We start from the raw sequence: 20,694 nt of genomic DNA, 5'->3' as shown, positions 1-20,694 counted from the left end.
GGGGCGCCAGACGGGTCCGCCAAGCGGAACCCCCAAGCAGGGCCGTTGCGCAACCGCCTGTCAGGAGGACGGCTGCGAAGAAACGGGCGACAAGCAGTCAGTCGGCCTCAACCCGCGTTGCCAAACCGTTGCCAAACCGGGGCCGGCCCGTTTCCGCGCCACGGAGATTGCATGCACCTTTGGGCAGCTCCAGGCGGGCGTGGTACCCTTTCACGGGTATACGAGACGCGGGCGCGGCGCCGGATGGGCCGTAAGCCCCCTGGAGGGATGTCTATGTGCGGATTCGTCGGTTTTACCGGCCAGATCGATAACAGGCAGCAGGCGCTCGACGCCATGATGGACCGTATCGTCCACCGCGGCCCCGACATGGGCGGCTCGCACCTCACCGACGAGGTGGCGCTCGGCTTCCGCCGCCTGTCCATCCTCGACCTCACCGAGGCGGGCGCCCAGCCCATGGGCAACGAGGACGGCAGCGTCTTCGTGGTCTTCAACGGCGAGATCTACAACTTCATGGAGCTTCGCTCCGAGCTCGAGCAGGCCGGCTACACCTTCCACTGCAACGCCGACACCGAGGTTCTCGTCCACGGCTACGAGGCGTGGGGGGAGCGGCTGGTCGACCGCCTGCGCGGCATGTACGCCTTCGTGGTCTACGACGCGCGCAACCACCGGCTCTTCGGCGCGCGTGACATCTTTGGCATCAAGCCGTTCTACTACTATCGGGCCGACGGCTGCGATGGCCGCCCGGCAACCGGGGACTTCCTCTTTGGCAGCGAGATCAAGAGCTTCCTCGAGCACCCGAGCTTTGTTAAGGCGGTCAACCACCAGGCGCTTCGCCCATACCTCACCATGCAGTTCCCGGCTACGGACGAGACCTTCTTTGCCGGTGTCTACAAGCTGCCGCCCGCGCACTGCTTTACCTACGACATCGCCACGGGCGCGCTCAACATCCGTCGCTACTGGGAGTGCGACTTCTCGGACGACAACTCCAAGACCTTCGACCAGTACGTGGACGAGTGCGACCGCGTGGTGCACGAGAGCGTCGATGCGCACCGCATCGCCGACGTCAAGGTAGGATCGTTCCTCTCGGGCGGTGTTGATTCGAGCTACATCGCCGCATGCCTCATGCCCGACGAGACCTTCTCGGTGGGCTTTGACTACAAGGACTTTAACGAGACTAACTACGCGGCTGAGCTGTCCGAGAAGCTTGGGGTCGAGAACATCCGCAAGATGATCACGGCCGACGATTTCTTCAACGCGCTGCCCGACATCCAGTACCACATGGACGAGCCGCAGTCCAACCTCTCGAGCGTGCCGCTCTGGTACCTCGCCAAGCTCGCGGCCGAGCACGTAACGGTGGTGCTCTCGGGAGAGGGCGCCGACGAGCTCTTTGCGGGCTACTCTTGGTACGAGGACACGCGCGAGATGAAGACGTTCAAGCGCTGGGTGCCTCGTCCGGTGCGCCGCGTTCTCGGGCGCATCGCCGAGCACATGCCGTTCATCAAGGGGCGCAACTTCCTGCTCAAGTGCGCCGAGAAGCCCGAGACCTGGTACGTGGGCCAGGCGTCGGTATTCCGCCCGGACGAGGCCGACGCGGTACTCAAGCCGGCCTACGACAAGGGTCCGGACGCCTTTGAGCTCTGCGCGCCGGTCTACGCACGCGTGCCGGGCTTCTGCGAGCTGTCCAAAAAGCAGTACCTCGATATGAACATGTGGCTGCCGGGCGACATCCTGCTCAAGGCCGACAAGATGTGCATGGCACACTCGCTGGAGCTGCGCGTGCCCTTCCTCGACAAGAAGGTCATGGAGTTCGCCGAGCACGTGCCGGCGCGCTTCCGCATCAACGAGAACGGCAACAAGCAGGTGCTCCGTCACGCGGCCAACCGCTGCCTGCCCGACGAGTGGGCCACGCGCCCCAAGAAGGGCTTCCCCGTGCCGCTCAAGTTCTGGCTGCGCGAGCAGAAGTACTACGACTACGTTAAGGAATACTTCACCGCGCCGTGGGCCGAGGAGTTCTTTGACACCAAGCAGCTCATGCAGATGCTCAACGACCACTTTGCCGGCAAGGCGCTCAACCAGCGCAAGATCTACACGTCGCTGACGTTCCTTGTCTGGTACAAGCGCTACTTCATCGACGAGTAGGCTGCACTGCGCGCCAAGGCGTGGCTCATTTGGGGACGGGGTTGTTTTGCACCATTTTCAAAAATGGTGCAAAACAACCCCGTCCCCAAATGAGCCATTTGCTGCCCTAACCCTCGTACTCGGCGAGATAGTCCAGAATCTCTTGGCGGGAGTGCAGATCGGTCTTGTCGTAGATGCGCTTGATATGCGTGTGCACGGTGTTCTGCGAGAGGTGGAGTTCCTCGCTCACGCGGGCCTGGGTGTGGCCGAGCGCATAGAGCGTGAGGACCTCGATCTCGCGCCCTGTGAGGCCGAAGCGCTGGCCCATGGAAATGACGGAGGTGGCGATATGCACCTCCGGGCTGGCGACAGGGGCCGGCGTGGGGGCTGCGGAGGTATTGCTGCCGTCCGTGGCGATATCGACGGGGGTGGGGGAAGCCGAAGGCTCAGCGCCCACAGCCTCGGAGGACGCGTCGCCTGCCGACCCGTCCGCCTCGAGCAGCGCCTGCTCAATCGAGGCGGCGATCACGATGGTGCTCGGGGTGATGCGCTCGGGCAGATTGCCCTCCTCGAGGTCGGAGAGCACCACGGTGCGCTCAGGGTCGCGCATGAGCTGCGAGAAGACGACCTGGGTGGACGCAAGGGCGCAGAGGCCCATTACGGCGATGGCGGGCGCGAGGTTGCCCGGCGCGGCAGCCGCCACCAGATAGCCGAGGTCGGTACCCACCACCTGGCAGGCATTGAGGGCGACCCACGAAACCGCAGCGTAGACGTAGGGGTCGCGCGCGCCAAAGCTCGCAAAGGCAACCGAGAGGTACGAGACCATCGCCTGCAGCAAAAGCGCAGCCGCGGTGGCGACCGAGCCGCCCGCAAACGCCGCCTCGCCGCCAAGCGAGAGCAGCACGGTTCCGACCCCCACAAAGAGCCCGAGGGCGATCCAGAGCTCGGGGGCGAGCGGCCGCTCGGAGTGTGAGCGGGCGTGCCGGAGGGCGCAGAAGGCGGCCGCGCCGGCGCAGACGAGCGAAACGAGGCGGCGCAGCACCTCTGCAAGCGGGTCCCCCGCGGTGGGCGGGGTGAGCGCCTCGGCCACGCCGGCGGCAAGCGCCATGCCGCACACGCCGATGAGCGCGGTGGCGAGATAGCCGCGGTCGGAGTAGCGGGCCTCGCCGGTGCCAAAGTAGGCGCCGGGCTGCGCGGGCCGCACCTCGCCGGGGGCGTCGTGCCGGCGCGAGGCGCGTGTGATCGCAAACTGGGCAAACGAGAGCGCAAAGGCAGCGAGGTGTCGCACGGCGGGCCCCAAGATGCCGAGCACGGCAACGAGCACGGCGCTCACCATAAGGGCAGAGAACGCCACGAGTGCGGTGGCGTCTGCCGTGGCGGCGCGCAGCTTGCGTAGCCAGTAGAACGCAAGAAGGACGCTTCCCGTGCCGCTCAGCGCCTCGAGCGCGCCGGTAAGAAAAGCGGGGGCGTCGCCCCCGGCAACATCAAGAAAGGTGAGTCCGAGCGCCCCGATGCCCGCGATGTGGATGGCGATAAACGTGATGAGAAACACGGCCCGCTTGGCAAGGCGGCCGACGCGCATGCTGATGAGGGCCAGAGCAGCAGCGGCAAGGCACACCACAAGGGTAACAAGGCCATTGGCTGCGGGCGAGGCCCCGGTAAGGCGCCCCTGCTGCACCACGAGGGCAAACGATACGGCGGAGCAGGCCAGGCCCGCAATCACGGGGACGAGCGTGCGGTCGGTGCCGCGCGGCTCCTCACTCGGTACGTTCAACCTGGTCGCCCCTTCCTCTAGCAGCTGGTAAACCAACCAGTCACCTGTTTTAGGTGATACCGAGTATACCTTGTATTACACTGGTTCGCAGCAAACTCGCGCAGAGGAGGGGCCATGCAGCAGCAAGACAAGAACGCGCCTGTGGAGGACATCGCGCCCGATCCGCCCGCAGCGCCGGGTGCGTCAGTCGGTGCCCGGGCGGCAGCGGCGGGTGTTGCAGGGACGGTCGAGACAGCGGGCCAAACGGTGCCGGCTGACACAGAAGGGGAGCCCGGTGCCCCCGAAGGGGCGGCAGAAGAAGCCGCCGAGTCCGAGCTCACGCCCGAGGAACGAGAGGCTATCCACGCCCGCAACGCTTTGATCCGGGCGCTCGACGCAGCCTTCACCGACGTGCGTCAGCGCTCGTACGAGGGCAAGCTCACCACTACGGCGCGGTGGCGCAAGCGCCCCGTGGCACCCGAGGGCATGACGGCCAAGGAGTTTGAGGCGGTGCTCCTTGAGTACCTCGCCGCGCACGAGCACGCCGAGGCCAAGCCCGTGATGGGCCGTGTGGCAGCGCCCAAGCCACTCGACGTGGAGCTCGAGGGGCAGGAGCTTACCGAGGACGATCCGCTTCCTGAGCCTGTGGTTACCGACATTGCCCTCATACAGGGCAAAAAGGCCACCTATCTCTACTCGGTGGCCCTGCTCTCGCACAGCTTTGCCAAGGCGCTCTATCACACCGCCGAGGATAACGACGTCGCGACCTTTGTGGACGTGATCCGCACCGAGTCGAGCACCTACCCGCGCCCCGTGGGCATCGACAGCCTCATGAACCCGCCGTATCTCTGGTCGCGCGCCCACACGCGCGAGGTCTTTGGCAAAGTGCAGGAGGCGGGCTCGTTCAACGACATCCACGAGGTCCATGCAAGCAACGGGGTCGCCTTCTACTACTCCGATCTCTACCTAAGCGAAGCGCAGGCAAAATCGCTGGCAGAATGGGCCGCCGTAGAGCGCCAACGCAACCCCTAGCAAGCCGCGGGGACCCGAGGTCCAGCCGTACGTTTAGAATAGAGAACGCCGCCCATCAGCAGACCAAGGAGAACCATGCCCAAAAACCACCTGACCGAGGACACGCCCTTCCTCCGTACGCCCGACATGTACCAGATCGAGCGCGACGCCCCCATCTCGGAGTACGACAAGCGCACCATCGATCTCATTGCTGACGCCGCCAACGGCGGAATCCCCGAGGGCGCTAACGTGTTTGCGAGCGTGGGCAAGGAGAAGCGCGGCACGGTCCAAATGCAGCTCTTTGCCGTTGCCGATCCCCAGACGGGCGCCTTTGGCGAGGTGGGCTTCCGCAGCCACGGGTGCCTTGCAGCCATCGCCTGCGCCACGGCCGTGGCAACGCTTCTGCGCGGTAAGACCATAGAGGAGGCCCTCGCCATCACCGAGGATGACATCACCGCCCTCACCGGGCCGCTGCCTGCGAGCCGCTGCTATACGCTCATCTTTGCGCTCGAGGCAGTGCGCGCCCTGGTGGGCGATTACTACCTCCGGGTGCGCAACTTCAAGCTGGCCGAACTCGACGAGGTGCTGCCGTGCGTGCGCCTGAGCGTGCCCTGCATGCTCACCGAGAACTGCTCGCTGCGCGACAGCCGCGTGGACCAAGAGCTCCGCGAGGCCGGCGAGATCTAGGAATCGGACGGCGGCCGCGAGCTGCTCCGCTTTTGCGCGCGCTCGACGGGCCCTGTCGTCACCAACTGCCTCCACCGCAGGTCAGGGCATCACCTCACCCAAAACAGGTGACACACGCGTCTAGGCAAATCGCCACAAAGTGTGCAAATTACCCGGAAGCAGGTGAGGTCTGCGCGCGCGGCGAGGCGACAATGATACGCGGCGTAATGCGCGCTTTCGCCAGTGCGCACGTCATATCATCACACGGTGGTGCCTGCCACCGTAACCAGTAGGGGAGGGAACTATGAAAGAGAACACCACCACAGAGCTGGTGGGCTCGGGCGCGGACCGCCTCGAATCCTTCTTCACCCGTCGCGGGTTCGTGAAGGTTTCCGGCGCGTTCGTGGCGAGCATGGTGGCGCTCGGCCTGCTCCCGGAGGAGGCGGCGGCCACGCCGACGAGCTCGATGGGCGATGTGGACTACTACGCCACGCCGTCTCACGTGCTCAAGGTCAACCGCTCCCGCTGCACGGGCTGCCAGCGTTGCGAAATGTCCTGCACGCTCGCGCTCGACGGCGTGTCCCAGCCGGCCGCAGCGCGCATCCACGTGCACGACGGCTACAACTACGGCAAGGAGCTCGGCTCGGGCGACGGTATCTACTACTCCATGGAGTGGAACGTCCGCACCTGCTACATGTGCAAGACCGCGCTTTGCCAGACGGCCTGCCCGCACGGCGCCATCGAGACCAACGACAACGGCGTGCGCGTCGTCAACACCGACAAGTGCGTCGGCTGTGGTGCCTGCGTGACGGCCTGCCCCTACGACATGCCGCGCGTCAACACCGTTACCGGCAAGTCCGCCAAGTGCGTCGCCTGCGGTCGCTGCGCCGCGCAGTGCCCCAACGGCGCCATCGAGCTCATCGAGTGGGAGGATGTGAGCCACTCGTCTGGCCCCACCCGTCAGGAGAATCCGTACCCGCTCGTGAGCGAGCAGCAGGACTACGTCGGCGGCGGGCACGTCGCGTAGAGATTGGAGATACGCAATGGCTGATACTGCCATCTTCGGTTCTTACGGTTGGGCGGGCTACATCGCGCGCGTCAACCTTTCGACGGGCGATATCTCCGTCGAGTCCGACGAGGCCATGCAGGCCGACTACATCGGCGGCATGGGCTTTGCCAACAAGATCATGTACGACGAGGTGCCGGCCGGCACCGAGTGGTCCGACCCCGAGAACAAGGCCGTTCTCGCCGTCGGCCCGCTGACGGGCTCGGGCGTGCCGCTGGGCGGCCGCTCCACCTGGGCCACGCTCTCCACGTTCACCACGGATCACCTCGTGGTCGACGCGCACTGCGGCGGTCAGCTCGGCGCCATGCTTAAGTACTCCGGTCACGACGGCCTCATCATCGAGGGCGCCTCTGACAAGCCGGTCTACATCCTCATCGACGACGACAACATCTCGATCGAGGACGCCTCCGCCCTCTGGGGCAAGGGCACCCGCGAGGTCACCGAGGCCCTGTGCGAGAAGCACGGCCTTGAGGCCTGCGTCGCCGCCATCGGCCCGGCGGGCGAGAACCTGCTGCCCTACGCCTGCGTCATGAACACCCGCAGCCACTCCGCGGGCGCTGGCCTCGGTGCGGTGCTCGGCTCCAAGAAGTGCAAGGCCGTTGTGGTCAAGGGCTCCAAGGCTGTTAACGTGGCCGACCCGCAGATGGTCGCCGACCTCTCCGATTACATGATCGCCCAGGTCCTCGGCTCCAACAACAACCACGTGGTTCCCTCCACCCAGCAGTCCTGGGCCGAGTACTACGACTCCGGCTCGCGCTGGACGGCGCGCAAGGGCCTCTACTGGGCGGCTGCCGAGGGCGGCCCCATCGAGACCGGCGAGCCCAAGCCCTTCGAGCCCAACACCATGGGCTACCGCTGCATGAAGTCCACCAAGGACATGGGCCCCGCGGCCGAGAAGTACACCGTCAAGATGGCCGGTTGCCACGGCTGCCCGGTGCGCTGCTACTCGCAGGTCCAGGTCCCGGAGGTCTACGACGCCACCGGCTACCAGTCCTCGGGCAACACCTGCGTGCCCAACTTCCCGGTCACCTCGTACTTCCTGACCATCCAGGACATCGACGGTATGAAGACCGAGGACGGTACGCTCACCAACCAGTCCGTCATCTACAACCAGGTCGTGTCCGCCACGGTTGACGACCTCGGTCTGTGGTGCAACTACGCACAGCTCTACCGCGACCTCGCCCACACCTATAAGGAGGGCATCCTCCAGCGCGAGCTCGGCGACGAGTTTGCCACCTACGACTGGGAGGGCCTGCTTGCGGGCACCAACCCGGCTGAGTGGGTGCACATCTTGGTTGATATCTCCTCCAACGAGAAGAAGATCTCCAAGCTCGGCCACGGCCCCATCGTGTGGTGCAAGGACTGGAACGACATGGAGTGGTTCGACACCGCCAAGTCGTGCCTCATCAACTACCGCGGTTGGCCCGTCCACCACGCCATCGAGTGCTTCGGCCAGGTCGGCGGCCTCTACAACATGGTCTTCAACCGCGACGACATGATCCACTCCGCGGTGAACTTCCAGGGCTGCGGCCTGCCCATCGACCTCAAGAAGCAGATGGCTGCCGAGATGTGGGGTTCCGAGGAGGCCATCGACGCCGACAAGAACTATACGCCGATGAACGAGTACAAGGCGGAGTTCGCGTGGTGGAGCATCGTCACCGACGTCCTGCACGACTCGCTCACGCTCTGCAACTGGGTGTGGCCGATGGCCATGGCGCCCGCTAAGGAGCGCAGCTACCGCGGCGACCTCGACCTCGAGGCGCAGTTCTACACCGCCGTTACCGGCCAGGAGGTCACCATCGACGACCTCTACAAGGCCGCCGAGCGCATCATGACGCTCCAGCGCGCCAACACCGCCCGCGGCATGAAGAACGCCGACGGTGAGATGGGCTGCAACGACTTCCGCAACGTCCACGACACCATCACCGAGTGGGTCTTTACCAAGGACCCCGAGATCGAGGCCTTTACCGCCGGCACCGACAAGATGGATCGCGACGACTGGCAGACCGCTCTTACCATGATGTACGAGCGCTTTGGTTGGGACTCCGAGCTCGGCTGCCCCACCAAGGAGTGCCTCACCGACCTCGGCCTCGACGACGTTGCCGCCGACCTCGAGGAGCTCGGGCTCCTTACCGAGGGCGGGAAGTCCTACGACGAGCGCACCCGCACCTACGCCGGTGTCCTGTCCGAGTACTGCGGCGACAACCCGGCGCTCGCCTAAGCCGCCTGAGAGGAGAGACCAATGGCTGAAGAGAAGAAGGAGGGTACGGAGGCCCAGGCCACCGCAACCGCTCCCAAGAAGAAGGGCAGCTGGAAGGCTAAGCGCCTGCCCATCGTGATCGCCGCCGTCGTGGTTGTCACGGTGCTCGGCGTCGCAGGCTGGGCGTGGCGCGCCACCCCGGAGTTCTGCTCGAGCCTCTGCCACAACACCATGGGCAAGTACTACGACTCGTTTGAGAACGACACCACGTCGCTCGCCTACGCCCACAAGGGCGTGGTGGACAACCAGTGCCTCGGTTGCCACGAGCAGACGCTCGGCCAGATGGCGTCGCAGATCCAGGCCCAGCTTTCGGGTAGCTACAGCACCCCGCTGGCCAAGGAGAGCTTCTCCAACGAGTTCTGCCTGCAGAGCGGCTGCCACGCCGGTGGCGGCATGCTCCCCGGCGCTACCGAGAGCTCCACGGCCGACCTCAGCTTCGACCCGCACAGCACCTACCACGGCGTGCAGCAGTGCAACTCCTGCCACCGTATGCACGACCAGAGCGTCTTTACCTGCGCGACCTGCCACCAGGTAGGCGCCTGGGAGGGCGAGGGCGGCGTGCCCGAGGGCTGGACGGTCCAGGACCTCGGCTACGACGGAAAGACCGGCGCGGTGCCCGACGGTTGGACCACCCCCGACCTGTTTGAGGCCACCACGACCCAGAACTAACGGCTCTGCCCCGTTAGCGTGTGCGTGAGAGCGGCGCCCCGTCTCCTGTGGGAGGCGGGGCGCCGTTGTGTGTAGACCTGATTTCATCGGAGTCGGAGAGGATGGCGACGATTGTCTCGGCACCGGTGAGGATGCGCGGGGTGATAGCGGTTGGCAGGAGACGGCGTGCGCCGCCCTCCTTGCGTGTATATCGTGTGCGGCGCGCGTGGGCACCTCGCCAAACGGGGATAATGGCAGGCGAACATACCTAACGGGGAGGAACAACCGTGATTTCGATCGATTACACGCCGCAGGGCGTCTGCTCGCGCAACATCCACGTCGACCTGTCGGACGATGGTCAGACCATCGAGGGCTGCTCGTTTGTGGGCGGCTGCAACGGCAACCTCAAGGCCGTCTCTAAGCTCGTGACCGGTCGCACCGTGAGCGAGGTGACGGGCATCCTCCGCGGCAACACCTGCGGGGTCCGGCCCACCTCCTGCGCCGACCAGCTCTGCCACGCGCTCGACGCCGCGCAGGCCGAGGCCCGCGCCTAACCATGGGCTTCTTCTCGCGCATACGAAACGCGGGCCGCGGGTCAACTCGTCCGCGGCGGGAGGGGGAGCGTGTCGCTGCCCAGGGTGCTGCCGGTCAGGGCACGGGCGGGCACGGCCTCTTTGGCCGCGGGGTGACGCGCCGGAGCTTTGCGCTCGGTAGCGCCGCCGCCATCGGCGCGGGCATGGCGGTCATCTCGCTCTCGTCGTGCTCGTCGGGCGAGGTCAAAGAGACCACAGGCGACCCGCAGGTGGTCGACGACTCGCAGGTTGTGGCCGTGCTCGACGGCGACTACGAGGCTGCCGACTGTCCCTACACCGCGAGTCAGACCTTTACCCTGCCGCTCGGCACGCTGCTCTTTCATACGGGCGGCACCTGGGCGGCGGCGCTGCTTACGCCGGAATCGTCGCAGCATGTGAATACCCTCGGCGCCCTGAGCCTCTCGAGCGGCAACCTCAGCACCGTGCTCGACGCGCCTACGCAAGGGCAGACCTGGCAGTTTTATGACGTGCGCTGCACCGACAGCGTTTACGCTTGGGTAGAGATCGACTACGCCACGCGTGATTGGGTGCTCGTGGGCCAGGCGTTCTCGGGTGGTGACCTTGCAGGCGAGCCTGTACAGCTCGACTCGGGCAGCATCGACTGGGAGCCGCCGCGCTTTACCACGTGGAACACGAGCGTGATCTGGCAGAAGATGCCGCTTGCCACGGGCAACGCCAGCTCGGAGGATTCACACTGCTACCAGTGGTCGGTGGGCGAGACGGAGGGCACCGAGCTCATGGTCTCGCATGGGCGCTTTGCCACCGCCCCGCGGGTGGCTGACGGCATCCTCACTATCGCCCCGCGCGTCAAAGAAGACGAGGGCACCTATTACGGGCTTACCGCGCTCGACCTTACCGACGGCAACAACACCAAGCGCGATCAACTGGTACTGCCGAGCGGTGTGGCCCCCTTTGAGGCCGTCTATATGAACGAGCAGTTTGCCTTCTCCATTGAGGCGAGTTACGACGGCCGCGGCAGCCTCGGCAACATGGGGACTTTCATCGGTCGCGAGGGCGGGCCGTACGTCTACGTGCGCCGCGAGCCGCTCGCCTGCGTGGCGGGGAAGGGCTCGCGTTACCTCGTTAAGGCGCAGACCTCACACTTTGTGGTCGATATCGAGGCCCAGACCTACGCGACCCTGGGCGCGCCCGACCGCAGCGTCGACTACGGCGACTGGCCCGCGAGCGAGGGTATCGTCGACCGCTTTCTCTCGTTTGCGACCATCCGCAACGCCCAGGGCATCCCCGAGAGCGTAACAGCGCGCGTCTTTGACCTGTAAGTGAGAATAGGGGGACGGGTGCGTTTTTCTCAGTTTTGGGAATATGGGGCCTGGCCCCATATTCCCAAAACTGAGAAAAACGCACCCGTCCCCCTATTCTCACCCGTCCGAAACAAATTGCGCACGAGTGGGCATAATAAGCCGAGTGGAGCGCGCCCGGCGCGGCAACAGTGCCGCTACGCGGCGCAAATGCTCCCGGCCGGCAAGCGGCCGGCCCGTGTATCGCTCCGTGCGGTACAATGTGTGAGGCTCATTTGACGGTAGGACAGGAGGCCGACCATGGCTTCAGATGCAAAGCGCATTCTTTTGGTTGAAGACGAGAAGGCTATCCGCGACGCCGTGGCGGCGTATCTCGACCGCGAGGGGTATTGGGTCGTGGGCGTGGGCGACGGCAAGGCCGCCGTTGACGAGTTCGAGAAGCACAAGTTCGATCTTGTAATCCTCGACCTTATGCTCCCCAAGCTCTCGGGCGAGCGCGTCTGCAAGATTATCCGCGACAAGGGTTCGGCGGTGCCCATCATCATGCTAACCGCCAAGGGCGAGGTCGAGGACCGCATCATCGGCCTCGAGCTCGGTGCCGACGACTACATCGTCAAGCCGTTCTCGCCGCGCGAACTCGTGGCCCGCGTGCGCGCCATCTTCCGCCGTGCCCATGCCGAGCCCGAGGTCGACGTGCTCGACTTTGGCGAGCTCGTGATCGATATCTCGGGCCACAAGATTCTGGTGGACGGCAAGGACGTCGACCTCACCGCCTCGGAGTTTAAGCTTCTCGCCACGCTCGCCCGGCACCCGGGCCGCGTCTACAACCGCATGGAGCTCGTTGAGAAGGTGCTCGGCTACGACTTTGAGGGCTACGAGCGCACCATCGACTCGCATGTAAAGAACCTCCGCGCCAAGCTGGGCGATGACCCCAAGCATCCCAAGTGGCTCTACACCGTGCACGGGGTGGGCTATCGCTTTGAGGCACCCGCGCAGACCCAGGAGAACAAGGCCGACGAGGCGTAAGGAGAGGCCCGCTCATGCCCTCCGAGCGCTTTGAGACCGGCAAGAAGCATCGCAACGCATCCGGGGTGAGCTCCTCGCGCGCAAGCTGGAACACGCCGCGCAAGGATGTTCGCCCCGGCATCAGCTACGCCACGCGCATGGCGTTTGCCTTTGCGGCGGCGTCCATCATCACCGTGCTGATTCTCGTCGGCGTGGTGAGCGTGGTGTGGAGCGGCGTCTTTAGCGACTACACGCGCACCAACATGGAGGATATCGCCACCGCCACGGCGCAGCGCCTTGCGAGCGCTTACGAGCAGAGCGGCGACTGGTCGAGCGACTATCTCTCGGCGGTGGCCGAGACCACCCTCTCAGATGACATCGGCATTCAGGTGATGGACGCCACGGGCACCGTGGTCTACGACGACACGTGGCCAACGACCCCGGCGTTGCGCGGCCACAGCCTCACCTCCACAGCGCCCACCGAGGACAGCGCCTCGGTAACGGAGCCCATTGTCACGGCGGACGGCGCCACGGTGGGGCAGGTGCGCATCTGGGTGCTGGGGAGCGATGTGCTGCTCAGCAAGGCCGATAACGCCTTCCGCGACCGCACCTTCAACGCGATGGCCTTGGCGGCGCTCATCGCCGTGTGCATCTCCATCATCATCGGCTTCCTTGTGTCGCACATGCTCACCTCGCCGCTCAGGCGCATCACCTCCACAGCCAAGCAGGTGCGTGACGGCGACCTCTCGGCCCGTACGGGCATGCGGGGCGACGACGAGATAGACCGTCTCGGCGAGACCTTTGACGAGATGGCCACCTCGCTTGAGCGCGACCTCAAGCACGAGCGGCGCATCACCTCCGACGTGGCGCACGAGCTGCGCACGCCGCTCATGGGCATGCTCGCCACCGTGGAGGCCATGCAAGACGGCGTTATGCCGGCCGACGACGAGCATCTGGAGACGGTGGCCTCCGAGACCCGCCGCCTCGCGCGCCTGGTGCAGCAGATGCTTGACCTCTCGCGCATGGAGGCCAAGTCCACCCCGCTCAACATCGAGAAGGTCGAGATGGTGCCCTTTGTGCGTCAGATCGTGACGGGGCAGGAGCAGCTCTTCCGCGACCATGACCTGCGCCTGCGCTTTAACGACGAGACCCAGGGGCGCGACGCCTCCATCGAGGCCGACCCCGACCTCATCACGCAGGCCATCATCAACATCATGAGCAACGCCATGCGCTACACGCCCGAGGGCGGCTGGGTTGTGGTGTCGGTTAAGACGGAGCGCCGCGGCGTGCAGGTCATTGTGTCCGACACGGGCATCGGCATTGCCAAGGAGGACCTGCCGCGGATCTTCAGCCGGTTCTGGCGCGCCGACGCGAGCCGTGCCCGTGAGGCGGGCGGTCTGGGCGTGGGCCTCTCGCTCACCCAGCAGATCGTGGAGCGCCACCACGGCTACATCTCGGTCGACTCCGAGCTCGAAAAGGGTACGACTTTTACGATTCATCTGCCCCGCGAGCACACGCCCGAGACGCCATCCACTACAATAGAGAGTTAGCCCCGCGTCGTCGCACCTCGCTTGGCTCCGGCCCTGCCGGTGCGCCCGCGCCGCTCCGCGCGCCCTGTGGCGCGCCGTCTGCCGTATGTACCGATCTGTAAGGAGTTTCACGTGACGTCTCTGGAGCGCCGTCCCGATTCGCGCGGCAAGGTCCGCGATATCTACCAGGCGGGCGACAACCTGCTCATGGTGGCGACCGACCGCATCTCGGCCTATGACTTCATCCTGCCCGACGAGATTCCCTTTAAGGGCGAGGTCCTCAACCGCATCTCGGCTTTCTGGTTTAACAAGTTTGCCGAGCTCGTGCCCAACCACCTCGTGTCGATCAACGTGGACGACTTCCCGGCGGAGTTTGCCGAGTACCGCGACTACCTGGCGGGCCGCTCCATGCTCGTGCGCCGCGCCGAGACCCTGCCCATTGAGTGCATCGTCCGCGGCTATCTCACCGGGTCGGGCAAGAAGACCTACGACGAGGACGGCACCGTCTGCGGCATCAAGCTGCCAGCTGGTCTCACCGAGGCCTCGCAGCTCCCCGAGCCGATCTTTACCCCGTCCACCAAGGCCGCCATCGGCGACCACGACGAGAACATCTCGTTTGATCGCACGGTCGAGATCGTGGGTGCCGACATCGCCGAGCAGCTGCGCGACCTCTCGCTCAAGATCTATTCCGCCGCGGCCGAGTACGCCGCCACGCGCGGGATCATCATCGCCGACACCAAGTTTGAGTTCGGTATCATCGACGGCCGCGTGACGCTCATCGACGAGTGCCTCACCCCCGACTCGAGCCGCTTCTGGCCTGCCGCCAGCTACGAGGAGGGCAGCGTTCAGCCGAGCTACGACAAGCAGTACGTCCGTGACTGGCTGCGCGCCAACTGGGATATGACCGGCGAGCCGCCGCACCTGCCCGCCGAGGTCATCGAGGGTACCTCCAAGCGCTACACCGAGGCGTTTGAGATCATCACCGGTCAGAAGTTCGTCAGCATGAAGGAGAACCAGTAAATGAGCATGCGCAGCGCCAACAACCCGCGCACGCAGAACCGCGAGTACGCGGGCGCGACCCGCAAGGGCGCTTCGTCCGCCAAGCCGGCCCGCGCGGCCGCGAGCTCCGTTCGCGTGGTCCCCGCGTCGGCTAAGGCCCGCCGCAAGCAGGCCGAGCGCGGCGAGTCGCTCGAGGGCCTTTCCAAGGAGGAGAAGCGTGAGCGCAAGCGCGAGGCCCGCGCGCGCGAGGACCGCATGTACGACGCCTCCAACGTCATGCTCAAGGCCGATGAGGACTACAAGAAGCTCCGTCGCGTCTTTTGGGTGATCCTAGGCCTGGGTGTGGTCTTTATCGTGCTCACATGGGTCTCGCTCATGCTGACCCAAGCGGAGCAGGCTGGCACGACGAGCGTGCTGCAGATCGTCCTCGTAGTGCTGAGCTACATCGCGATTATCGGCGCGTTTGTGTTTGACCTCGTCAAGATCCGCCCGATCCGCAACTACTACCGCTCGGTTGCCGAGGGCATGTCCGAGAAGAAGATCGTGGAGCTGCTCGAGACCGCTGCGGCCGAGAAGGACGGCAAGGGCTCCTCGTCCGCCAAGGGCGTCGCTAAGGGCTCAGGCTCGTCGGGCACCACGGTCGAGCCGGTTAAGAAGAAGCCCAAGAAGAACCAGCGCTCGCGTCACTAACCGTTTGCGCGCATATGCCAAGGGGGACAGGTTCGTTTGTCACGTGACAAACGAACCTGTCCCCTTTGTCATGGCACGGCGGGGTTGCCTTGTGGCATGTTGGGTAGAAGGAAGCTGTTTGTGGTTTGACCCCGCTCCATGTGCTGGAGCGGGCTCGATTTGAAGGGACCTCCTATGATCCGTGCCGCCCTCACGATTGACGACGCCCGTGCCGGCATGCGCCAGCTCGAGCCCAAGATTCGCCGCTATGCTAAGCTCATCGTGCGCAAGGGTGTCAACGTTACCCCCGGTCAGGAGGTCGTGGTACAGGCGCCGGTCGAGACGTGCGACTATGTGCGGGTGCTCGTTGCGGAGGCCTACGCGGCGGGCGCGGGGCACGTGACGGTGATTTGGGGAGACGACGAGGTTACCCGCCTTACCTACGAGCACGTTGACGCCGCCTATTTTGAGAAGACGCCCGCTTGGCAGATCGAGCAGCTCGACTCGCTCGCGCGTGACGGGGCGTGCTTTATCTTTGTAGAGGGCGCCGACCCCGAGGCACTGCGCGGCGTCGACCCGGCCAAGCCCGCTGCGGCTTCGCGCGCGCGGAACAGCCAGTGCAAGATCTTCCGCCGCGGGCTCGACTTCAACATCAACCCGTGGTGCATCGCCGGCGCGCCGGTGGCGGCGTGGGCGCGCCACGTCTTCCCCGGCTTGGAGGACGAGGTCGCGGTCTACAAGTTGTGGTGCGCCATCCTCTCGGCGGCGCGCGCAGACGGTGAGGACCCCGAGAGCGCATGGGAGCTGCACGACGCGACCTTTGAGAAGAACCTGCGCTTCTTGAACGAGCACCACTTTGACGCGCTGCGCTATCACGCCGACAACGGCACCGACTTCACGGTGGGGCTCACCGACCGCCACGTGTGGGCGGGCGGCCGCAGCGAAACGCCCGAGGGACATCCGTTCTTTCCCAATATCCCCACCGAGGAGGTCTTTACCTCGCCCGATCGCATGCGCGCCGACGGCATCGTGTACTCTGCGCTGCCGCTCATCCACCATGGCACCAAGATCGATCGGTTCTGGCTGCGGTTTGAAGGCGGCCGGGTGGTGGATTACGGCGCTGAGCAGGGCTACGACGCGCTCCGCTCGATCATCGAGACCGACGAGGGCGCGCGCCGGCTCGGCGAGGTGGCGCTCATCTCCAAGAACACGCCCATCCGCGAGAGCGGGACGCTCTTCTTTGACACGCTCTACGACGAGAACGCGAGCTGCCATCTGGCGCTGGGAATTGGCTTCCCTGAGTGCTACGAGGGCGGCTACGACATGGATGCCGAGGCGCTGCGTGCTGCCGGCGTCAACACCTCGGCAACGCACGTCGACTTTATGATCGGGACCGATGACCTCGACATCACGGGCATCATGGTCGACGGCACCGAGGTCCCGGTCTTTGTCAACGGCCAGTGGAGCTGGGAGTAGCGAGGGCCGGCGGGGCCGCCGTGCGGTAGGACCCGCCCCGGTGCTGGACCCAAACAAGAAACGCCTCCGCGGTTGGAGGCGTTGTTTTACCGATGGTGGGCCGTTAGGGGTTCGAACCCTAGACCTTGGGATTAAAAGTCCCCTGCTCTGCCAGCTGAGCTAACGGCCCGCAGATGGCATTGTAACACGTACCGCCCGCGCGGTGGCATACGGCGCACGGTGGTGCTTGTCGGGATAGGACATGCCCGTCACATGTGCGCCCGCCCGCGCGGGGTGGCATTTCGTCCACCTTGCATTACCGCACGCTTACCGGAGCGTCACCGCCGCCCGCGCGCCCATGCTCTATGATGCAAGTATCTGCCTGCCGCGGCCGCGCGACGGGCGGTACTCTGACGGCTTGAAAGGAAGGCACCCCCATGGCAGATGTACATGAGCTCCTTGACACATGGATCGCCAACGTCAAGGACGAAGAGCTTCTGGCGGAACTCACCGCTATGAAGGAGGCGGGCGACGAGGACGCCATCACCGACGCGTTCTTCCAGGACCTCGCATTTGGCACGGCTGGCCTGCGCGGCACCATCGGCGCCGGCACCAACCGCATGAACATCTACACGGTCGGGCGCGCCACCCAGGGCTTTGCCGACTACCTCAACAAGAACTTCGAGAATCCCACCGTCGCCATCGCGCGCGACAGTCGCAACAAGGGCGAGCTCTTCGTTAAGACCACCGCGGCCATCCTGGCTGCCAACGGCGTTGTGGCCTACGTGTATCCCAAGATCTCGCCGGTGCCGACGCTCTCGTGGGCCACGCGCTACCTGCACTGCTCGGGCGGCATCTGCATGACGGCCTCGCACAACCCCGCGCCCTACAACGGCTACAAGGCCTACGGCCCGGATGGTTGCCAGATTACCTCGGAGGCGGCGGACGCCATCTCGGCAGCCATGGAGGCTACCAACCCCTTCACCGACGTCAAGATCATGGACTTTGACGAGGCGGTTGAGCAGGGGCTCATCAAGTGGATCGACGACGAGGTGCTCGACGCCTACTACGACGCCGTCCTCAAGTGCTCCGTCTGCAACCTCACTCCCGAGGAGCAGGCCGAGCTGCCGCTCAAGCTCGTCTACACCCCGCTCAACGGCACGGGCCTCATCCCGGTGACGACCGTTCTCAACAAGGCCGGTATCACCGACATCACCATCGTGCCCGAGCAGAAGGACCCCAACGGCGACTTCCCCACCTGCCCGTATCCCAACCCCGAGATTCGCGAGGCCATGCAGAAGGGCATCGACCTGTGCCGCGAGGTGCAGCCCGACCTTCTGCTCGCGACCGACCCCGACGCCGACCGCGTGGGCGTTGCCTGCGCCGACGGCGACGACTACACCCTCATCACCGGCAACGAGATGGGCGTGCTGCTGCTCGACTACATCTGCAAGATGCGCGCCGCCCGCGGCGAGGACCTCTCCAATAAGGTTGCGGTAACGACCATCGTGTCCTCCGCCATGGTGGACGCGCTCGCCGAGGAGTACGGCTTTGAGCTGCGCCGCTGCCTCACCGGCTTTAAGTACATCGGCGACATTATCACCGGGCTTTCCGACGCCGGCGAGGTCGACCGCTTTATCTTTGGCTTTGAGGAGAGCTACGGCTACCTCTCGGGCGACCACGTGCGCGACAAGGACGCCGTCAACGCGAGCCTGCTCATCTGCCAGATGGCGCAGTACTACAAGCGCGAGGGCAAGAACCTCGTCCAGGCCATGCGCGACCTCTACGAGAAATACGGCTACTACCACAACAAGACCATCTCGCTGAGCTACCCGGGTGCCGACGGTGCCGCCAAGATGGCCGGCATCATGGCGGGGCTTCGCGAGAATCCGCCGACCGAGATTGCCGGCTCGCCGGTGGAGGTCGTGGTGGACTACGCGACGGGCGTAAACGGCCTGCCCAAGGCCAACGTCATCGAGTTTGACCTCGAGGGTGGCAACAAGGCCATCGTGCGCCCCTCCGGCACCGAGCCCAAGATCAAGCTCTACATCTTTGCCAAGGGCGAGGACGCCGCCGCGGCCGACGCGCTCATGGACAAGATCGAGGAAGATGGCCGCAAGCTGCTCTCGTAGCGCGCGGTTTGTGGAGCGCTGCTGACGTCGCGACGGCCAGGCTGACGCGGCGGACTGGATAGGCGCTGCCGGTATTGGCGACTCAGGCGGGCATCCTGCGGGGTGCCCGCCTTTTTTGCGTCGCGGGCGGGGGAGGGTCGGCAAGGGCGTAGGTCGACTCCGGCAGGCTACACCATGGCGCTGAGGCTGCGGGTGCGGGCGATGGCCGCGCTCACGCGTTCGGCGAGCTCGGCGATGTCGGCCTCGGTCGCGTCATCGGCGAGCGAGAGTCGCAACGATCCGTGCGTCCAGCGCGGGCCGGAGATGCCGAGCGCGGTGATAACGTGCGAGGGTCCGGTCTCGCCCGTGGAGCAGGCCGAGCCCGTGGCGGCAGCCACGCCTGCGCGATCAAGAAGCACCACAAGGAGCTCGCCGTCAACATCACGGCAGATAAACGATGCGATGCCCGGCAGGCGGCGCGCGGGGTCGGGGTCGCCGGTGAGCCTAACGTCAGTTGTGGCACCGAGGATGCGTCCCACAAGCTCGTCGCGGAGGGCGCCGAGGCGCTCCATCTTGGTCCTGAGGTCCCGACAGGCCTCCTCGAGCGCGGCGGCGAGCCCCACGATGCCAGCAACGTTCTCGGTACCGGCACGTTCGCCGCGTTCCTGCGCCCCGCCGCGGATGAGCGGCGGGATAGAGAAGCCTTCGCGCAGGTAGAGCGCCCCCACGCCGCGGGGCCCATGGAACTTGTGGCCCGAGAGCGAGAGCGCGTCGACCCCAAGCTCGGCTACGTCGACCGGAATATGCCCCACGGCCTGCACCGCGTCAGTGTGGAAGGGCACGTGGTGCGCATGCGCGACGCGTGCGAGCTCGTACACATCTTGGATGGTGCCGACCTCGTTGTTGGCGAGCATGATGGAGACGAGCGCTGCAGGCGGTGCGTCGATTCCGCGGGCACGGTTCTCCTCCGCGGCACGGCAGAGCGTGTCCTCAAGGTCGCTCGGCCGCACGTGCCCCAGCGTGTCGACGGGAAGGTAGGTGACGCGCACCCCTTCGCGCTCAAGCGCCTCGCAGGTATGCAGGATGGCGTGGTGCTCAATGGCGCTCGTGACGATGCGCGCGGGGGTGTCGGCACCATGGAGGTCGCGGAAGCGCTGGACGGCGCCGCGGAGCACCCAGGTGTCGGATTCTGAACCGCCGCTGGTGAAGTAGGTTTCGCTCGGATGGGCGGCGCCAAGCTCGTGCGCCACGCGGGCACGCGCGTCGTCGAGGGCAAGCGCAGCCTCGCGCGCGATGCGGTGGATGCCGCTCGGGTTGCCAAACGCGCTGGTGAGATAGGGCATCATGGCTTCGAGTGCCCGGGGCGAGAGCGGCGTGGTGGCAGCGTTGTCGGCGTAGAGGTAACGATGCACATCAGGCGCAGCAGCACCGGGGCCGGCTGGGTTGGAGGCCGCGCCGACTGCGCCGGGCGCGCCGCCGTTTGAGACGGCGGAGGCGCCGGGCGCGGGTGGGTTTTCTGCAGAAGGGGAGAGCGGACAGGTCATGGCGGGTC

Annotated in this window: 16 protein-coding genes and 1 tRNA gene; 14 read left to right on the top strand and 3 right to left on the bottom strand. The window is 65.6% G+C overall.

The genetic code is table 11. The features are described from left to right. Positions 1 to 273: 273 nt before the first annotated feature. Positions 274 to 2,139 (top strand): asparagine synthase (glutamine-hydrolyzing), encoded by a 1,866-nt coding sequence (gene asnB, locus B5G20_RS08645; protein WP_087356505.1) that lies wholly within the window; start codon positions 274 to 276, stop codon positions 2,137 to 2,139. Between the two features lie 106 nt (positions 2,140 to 2,245). On the opposite strand, the gene B5G20_RS08640 is transcribed toward asnB, so the two are convergent. Continuing rightward, entirely contained in the window at positions 2,246 to 3,892 is a 1,647-nt protein-coding gene (locus B5G20_RS08640) for a helix-turn-helix transcriptional regulator (protein ID WP_087356504.1), read from the bottom strand. A gap of 114 nt (positions 3,893 to 4,006) precedes the next feature. Between B5G20_RS08640 and B5G20_RS08635 the strand changes: the two genes are divergently transcribed. The 12 genes from B5G20_RS08635 (at position 4,007) to B5G20_RS08580 (ending at position 17,052) form a co-directional block, all read left to right on the top strand. Further along, complete coding sequence (locus B5G20_RS08635) at positions 4,007 to 4,903, top strand: hypothetical protein (RefSeq protein WP_087356503.1); 897 nt, start codon at positions 4,007 to 4,009, stop codon at positions 4,901 to 4,903. Positions 4,904 to 4,978: 75 nt separating this feature from the next. Next, positions 4,979 to 5,569 carry an iron-sulfur cluster assembly scaffold protein gene (locus B5G20_RS08630; RefSeq protein ID WP_087356502.1) on the top strand — a complete coding sequence of 197 codons (591 nt, stop codon included), beginning with the start codon at positions 4,979 to 4,981 and terminating at the stop codon, positions 5,567 to 5,569. Positions 5,570 to 5,852: 283 nt separating this feature from the next. Continuing rightward, positions 5,853 to 6,575, top strand: coding sequence for a 4Fe-4S binding protein (locus B5G20_RS08625; RefSeq protein WP_087356501.1), 723 nt, complete (start codon positions 5,853 to 5,855; stop codon positions 6,573 to 6,575). Between the two features lie 16 nt (positions 6,576 to 6,591). Continuing rightward, a complete protein-coding gene (locus B5G20_RS08620; RefSeq protein WP_087356500.1) occupies positions 6,592 to 8,835 on the top strand; it encodes an aldehyde ferredoxin oxidoreductase in 2,244 nt (747 codons plus the stop codon). A 21-nt stretch (positions 8,836 to 8,856) separates the two neighbouring features. After that, entirely contained in the window at positions 8,857 to 9,543 is a 687-nt protein-coding gene (locus B5G20_RS08615) for a cytochrome c3 family protein (protein WP_087356499.1), read from the top strand. A 266-nt stretch (positions 9,544 to 9,809) separates the two neighbouring features. Continuing rightward, the gene (locus B5G20_RS08610) at positions 9,810 to 10,076 is read left to right on the top strand and encodes a TIGR03905 family TSCPD domain-containing protein (RefSeq protein WP_087356498.1); all 267 of its coding nucleotides are present in this window, start codon (positions 9,810 to 9,812) and stop codon (positions 10,074 to 10,076) included. Between the two features lie 2 nt (positions 10,077 to 10,078). Next, positions 10,079 to 11,395 carry a hypothetical protein gene (locus B5G20_RS08605; protein ID WP_239286945.1) on the top strand — a complete coding sequence of 439 codons (1,317 nt, stop codon included), beginning with the start codon at positions 10,079 to 10,081 and terminating at the stop codon, positions 11,393 to 11,395. Between the two features lie 279 nt (positions 11,396 to 11,674). Beyond that, positions 11,675 to 12,400: a response regulator transcription factor gene (locus B5G20_RS08600; protein WP_087356497.1), complete on the top strand. Its 726-nt coding sequence runs from the start codon at positions 11,675 to 11,677 to the stop codon at positions 12,398 to 12,400. Positions 12,401 to 12,414: 14 nt separating this feature from the next. Next, entirely contained in the window at positions 12,415 to 13,929 is a 1,515-nt protein-coding gene (locus tag B5G20_RS08595; RefSeq protein WP_087356496.1) for a HAMP domain-containing sensor histidine kinase, read from the top strand. Between the two features lie 111 nt (positions 13,930 to 14,040). Then, complete coding sequence (locus B5G20_RS08590) at positions 14,041 to 14,928, top strand: phosphoribosylaminoimidazolesuccinocarboxamide synthase (protein ID WP_204207745.1); 888 nt, start codon at positions 14,041 to 14,043, stop codon at positions 14,926 to 14,928. Continuing rightward, entirely contained in the window at positions 14,929 to 15,597 is a 669-nt protein-coding gene (locus tag B5G20_RS08585; protein WP_204207744.1) for a hypothetical protein, read from the top strand. Positions 15,598 to 15,771: 174 nt separating this feature from the next. Beyond that, positions 15,772 to 17,052 carry an aminopeptidase gene (locus B5G20_RS08580; protein ID WP_087356495.1) on the top strand — a complete coding sequence of 427 codons (1,281 nt, stop codon included), beginning with the start codon at positions 15,772 to 15,774 and terminating at the stop codon, positions 17,050 to 17,052. A 93-nt stretch (positions 17,053 to 17,145) separates the two neighbouring features. On the opposite strand, the gene B5G20_RS08575 is transcribed toward B5G20_RS08580, so the two are convergent. Then, a tRNA-Lys gene (locus tag B5G20_RS08575) sits at positions 17,146 to 17,221 on the bottom strand. Between the two features lie 247 nt (positions 17,222 to 17,468). Between B5G20_RS08575 and B5G20_RS08570 the strand changes: the two genes are divergently transcribed. Further along, the gene (locus B5G20_RS08570) at positions 17,469 to 19,163 is read left to right on the top strand and encodes a phospho-sugar mutase (protein WP_087356494.1); all 1,695 of its coding nucleotides are present in this window, start codon (positions 17,469 to 17,471) and stop codon (positions 19,161 to 19,163) included. A 167-nt stretch (positions 19,164 to 19,330) separates the two neighbouring features. Here B5G20_RS08570 and B5G20_RS08565 read toward each other — a convergent pair whose 3' ends face one another. Continuing rightward, positions 19,331 to 20,686 (bottom strand): cysteine desulfurase family protein, encoded by a 1,356-nt coding sequence (locus B5G20_RS08565; RefSeq protein ID WP_087356493.1) that lies wholly within the window; start codon positions 20,684 to 20,686, stop codon positions 19,331 to 19,333. Positions 20,687 to 20,694: the final 8 nt, after the last annotated feature.

This window comes from Collinsella sp. An7, from assembly GCF_002159335.1.
Taxonomy (GTDB): Bacteria; Actinomycetota; Coriobacteriia; order Coriobacteriales; family Coriobacteriaceae; genus Coprousia.
The sequence above is the reverse complement of the archived record's forward strand: the minus strand, read 5'-3'. Positions and strand labels throughout refer to the sequence as shown.

What these genes read in the sequence shown, in the direction of transcription:
- B5G20_RS08580 (WP_087356495.1), top strand. Translation starts at nt 15,772, where the DNA reads ATGATCCGTGCCGCCCTCACGATTGACGACGCCCGTGCCGGCATGCGC.
- asnB (WP_087356505.1), top strand. Translation starts at nt 274, where the DNA reads ATGTGCGGATTCGTCGGTTTTACCGGCCAGATCGATAACAGGCAGCAG.
- B5G20_RS08595 (WP_087356496.1), top strand. Translation starts at nt 12,415, where the DNA reads ATGCCCTCCGAGCGCTTTGAGACCGGCAAGAAGCATCGCAACGCATCC.
- B5G20_RS08600 (WP_087356497.1), top strand. Translation starts at nt 11,675, where the DNA reads ATGGCTTCAGATGCAAAGCGCATTCTTTTGGTTGAAGACGAGAAGGCT.
- B5G20_RS08570 (WP_087356494.1), top strand. Translation starts at nt 17,469, where the DNA reads ATGGCAGATGTACATGAGCTCCTTGACACATGGATCGCCAACGTCAAG.
- B5G20_RS08625 (WP_087356501.1), top strand. Translation starts at nt 5,853, where the DNA reads ATGAAAGAGAACACCACCACAGAGCTGGTGGGCTCGGGCGCGGACCGC.
- B5G20_RS08620 (WP_087356500.1), top strand. Translation starts at nt 6,592, where the DNA reads ATGGCTGATACTGCCATCTTCGGTTCTTACGGTTGGGCGGGCTACATC.
- B5G20_RS08605 (WP_239286945.1), top strand. Translation starts at nt 10,079, where the DNA reads ATGGGCTTCTTCTCGCGCATACGAAACGCGGGCCGCGGGTCAACTCGT.
- B5G20_RS08630 (WP_087356502.1), top strand. Translation starts at nt 4,979, where the DNA reads ATGCCCAAAAACCACCTGACCGAGGACACGCCCTTCCTCCGTACGCCC.
- B5G20_RS08615 (WP_087356499.1), top strand. Translation starts at nt 8,857, where the DNA reads ATGGCTGAAGAGAAGAAGGAGGGTACGGAGGCCCAGGCCACCGCAACC.
- B5G20_RS08635 (WP_087356503.1), top strand. Translation starts at nt 4,007, where the DNA reads ATGCAGCAGCAAGACAAGAACGCGCCTGTGGAGGACATCGCGCCCGAT.
- B5G20_RS08585 (WP_204207744.1), top strand. Translation starts at nt 14,929, where the DNA reads ATGAGCATGCGCAGCGCCAACAACCCGCGCACGCAGAACCGCGAGTAC.
- B5G20_RS08565 (WP_087356493.1), bottom strand. Translation starts at nt 20,686, where the DNA reads ATGACCTGTCCGCTCTCCCCTTCTGCAGAAAACCCACCCGCGCCCGGC.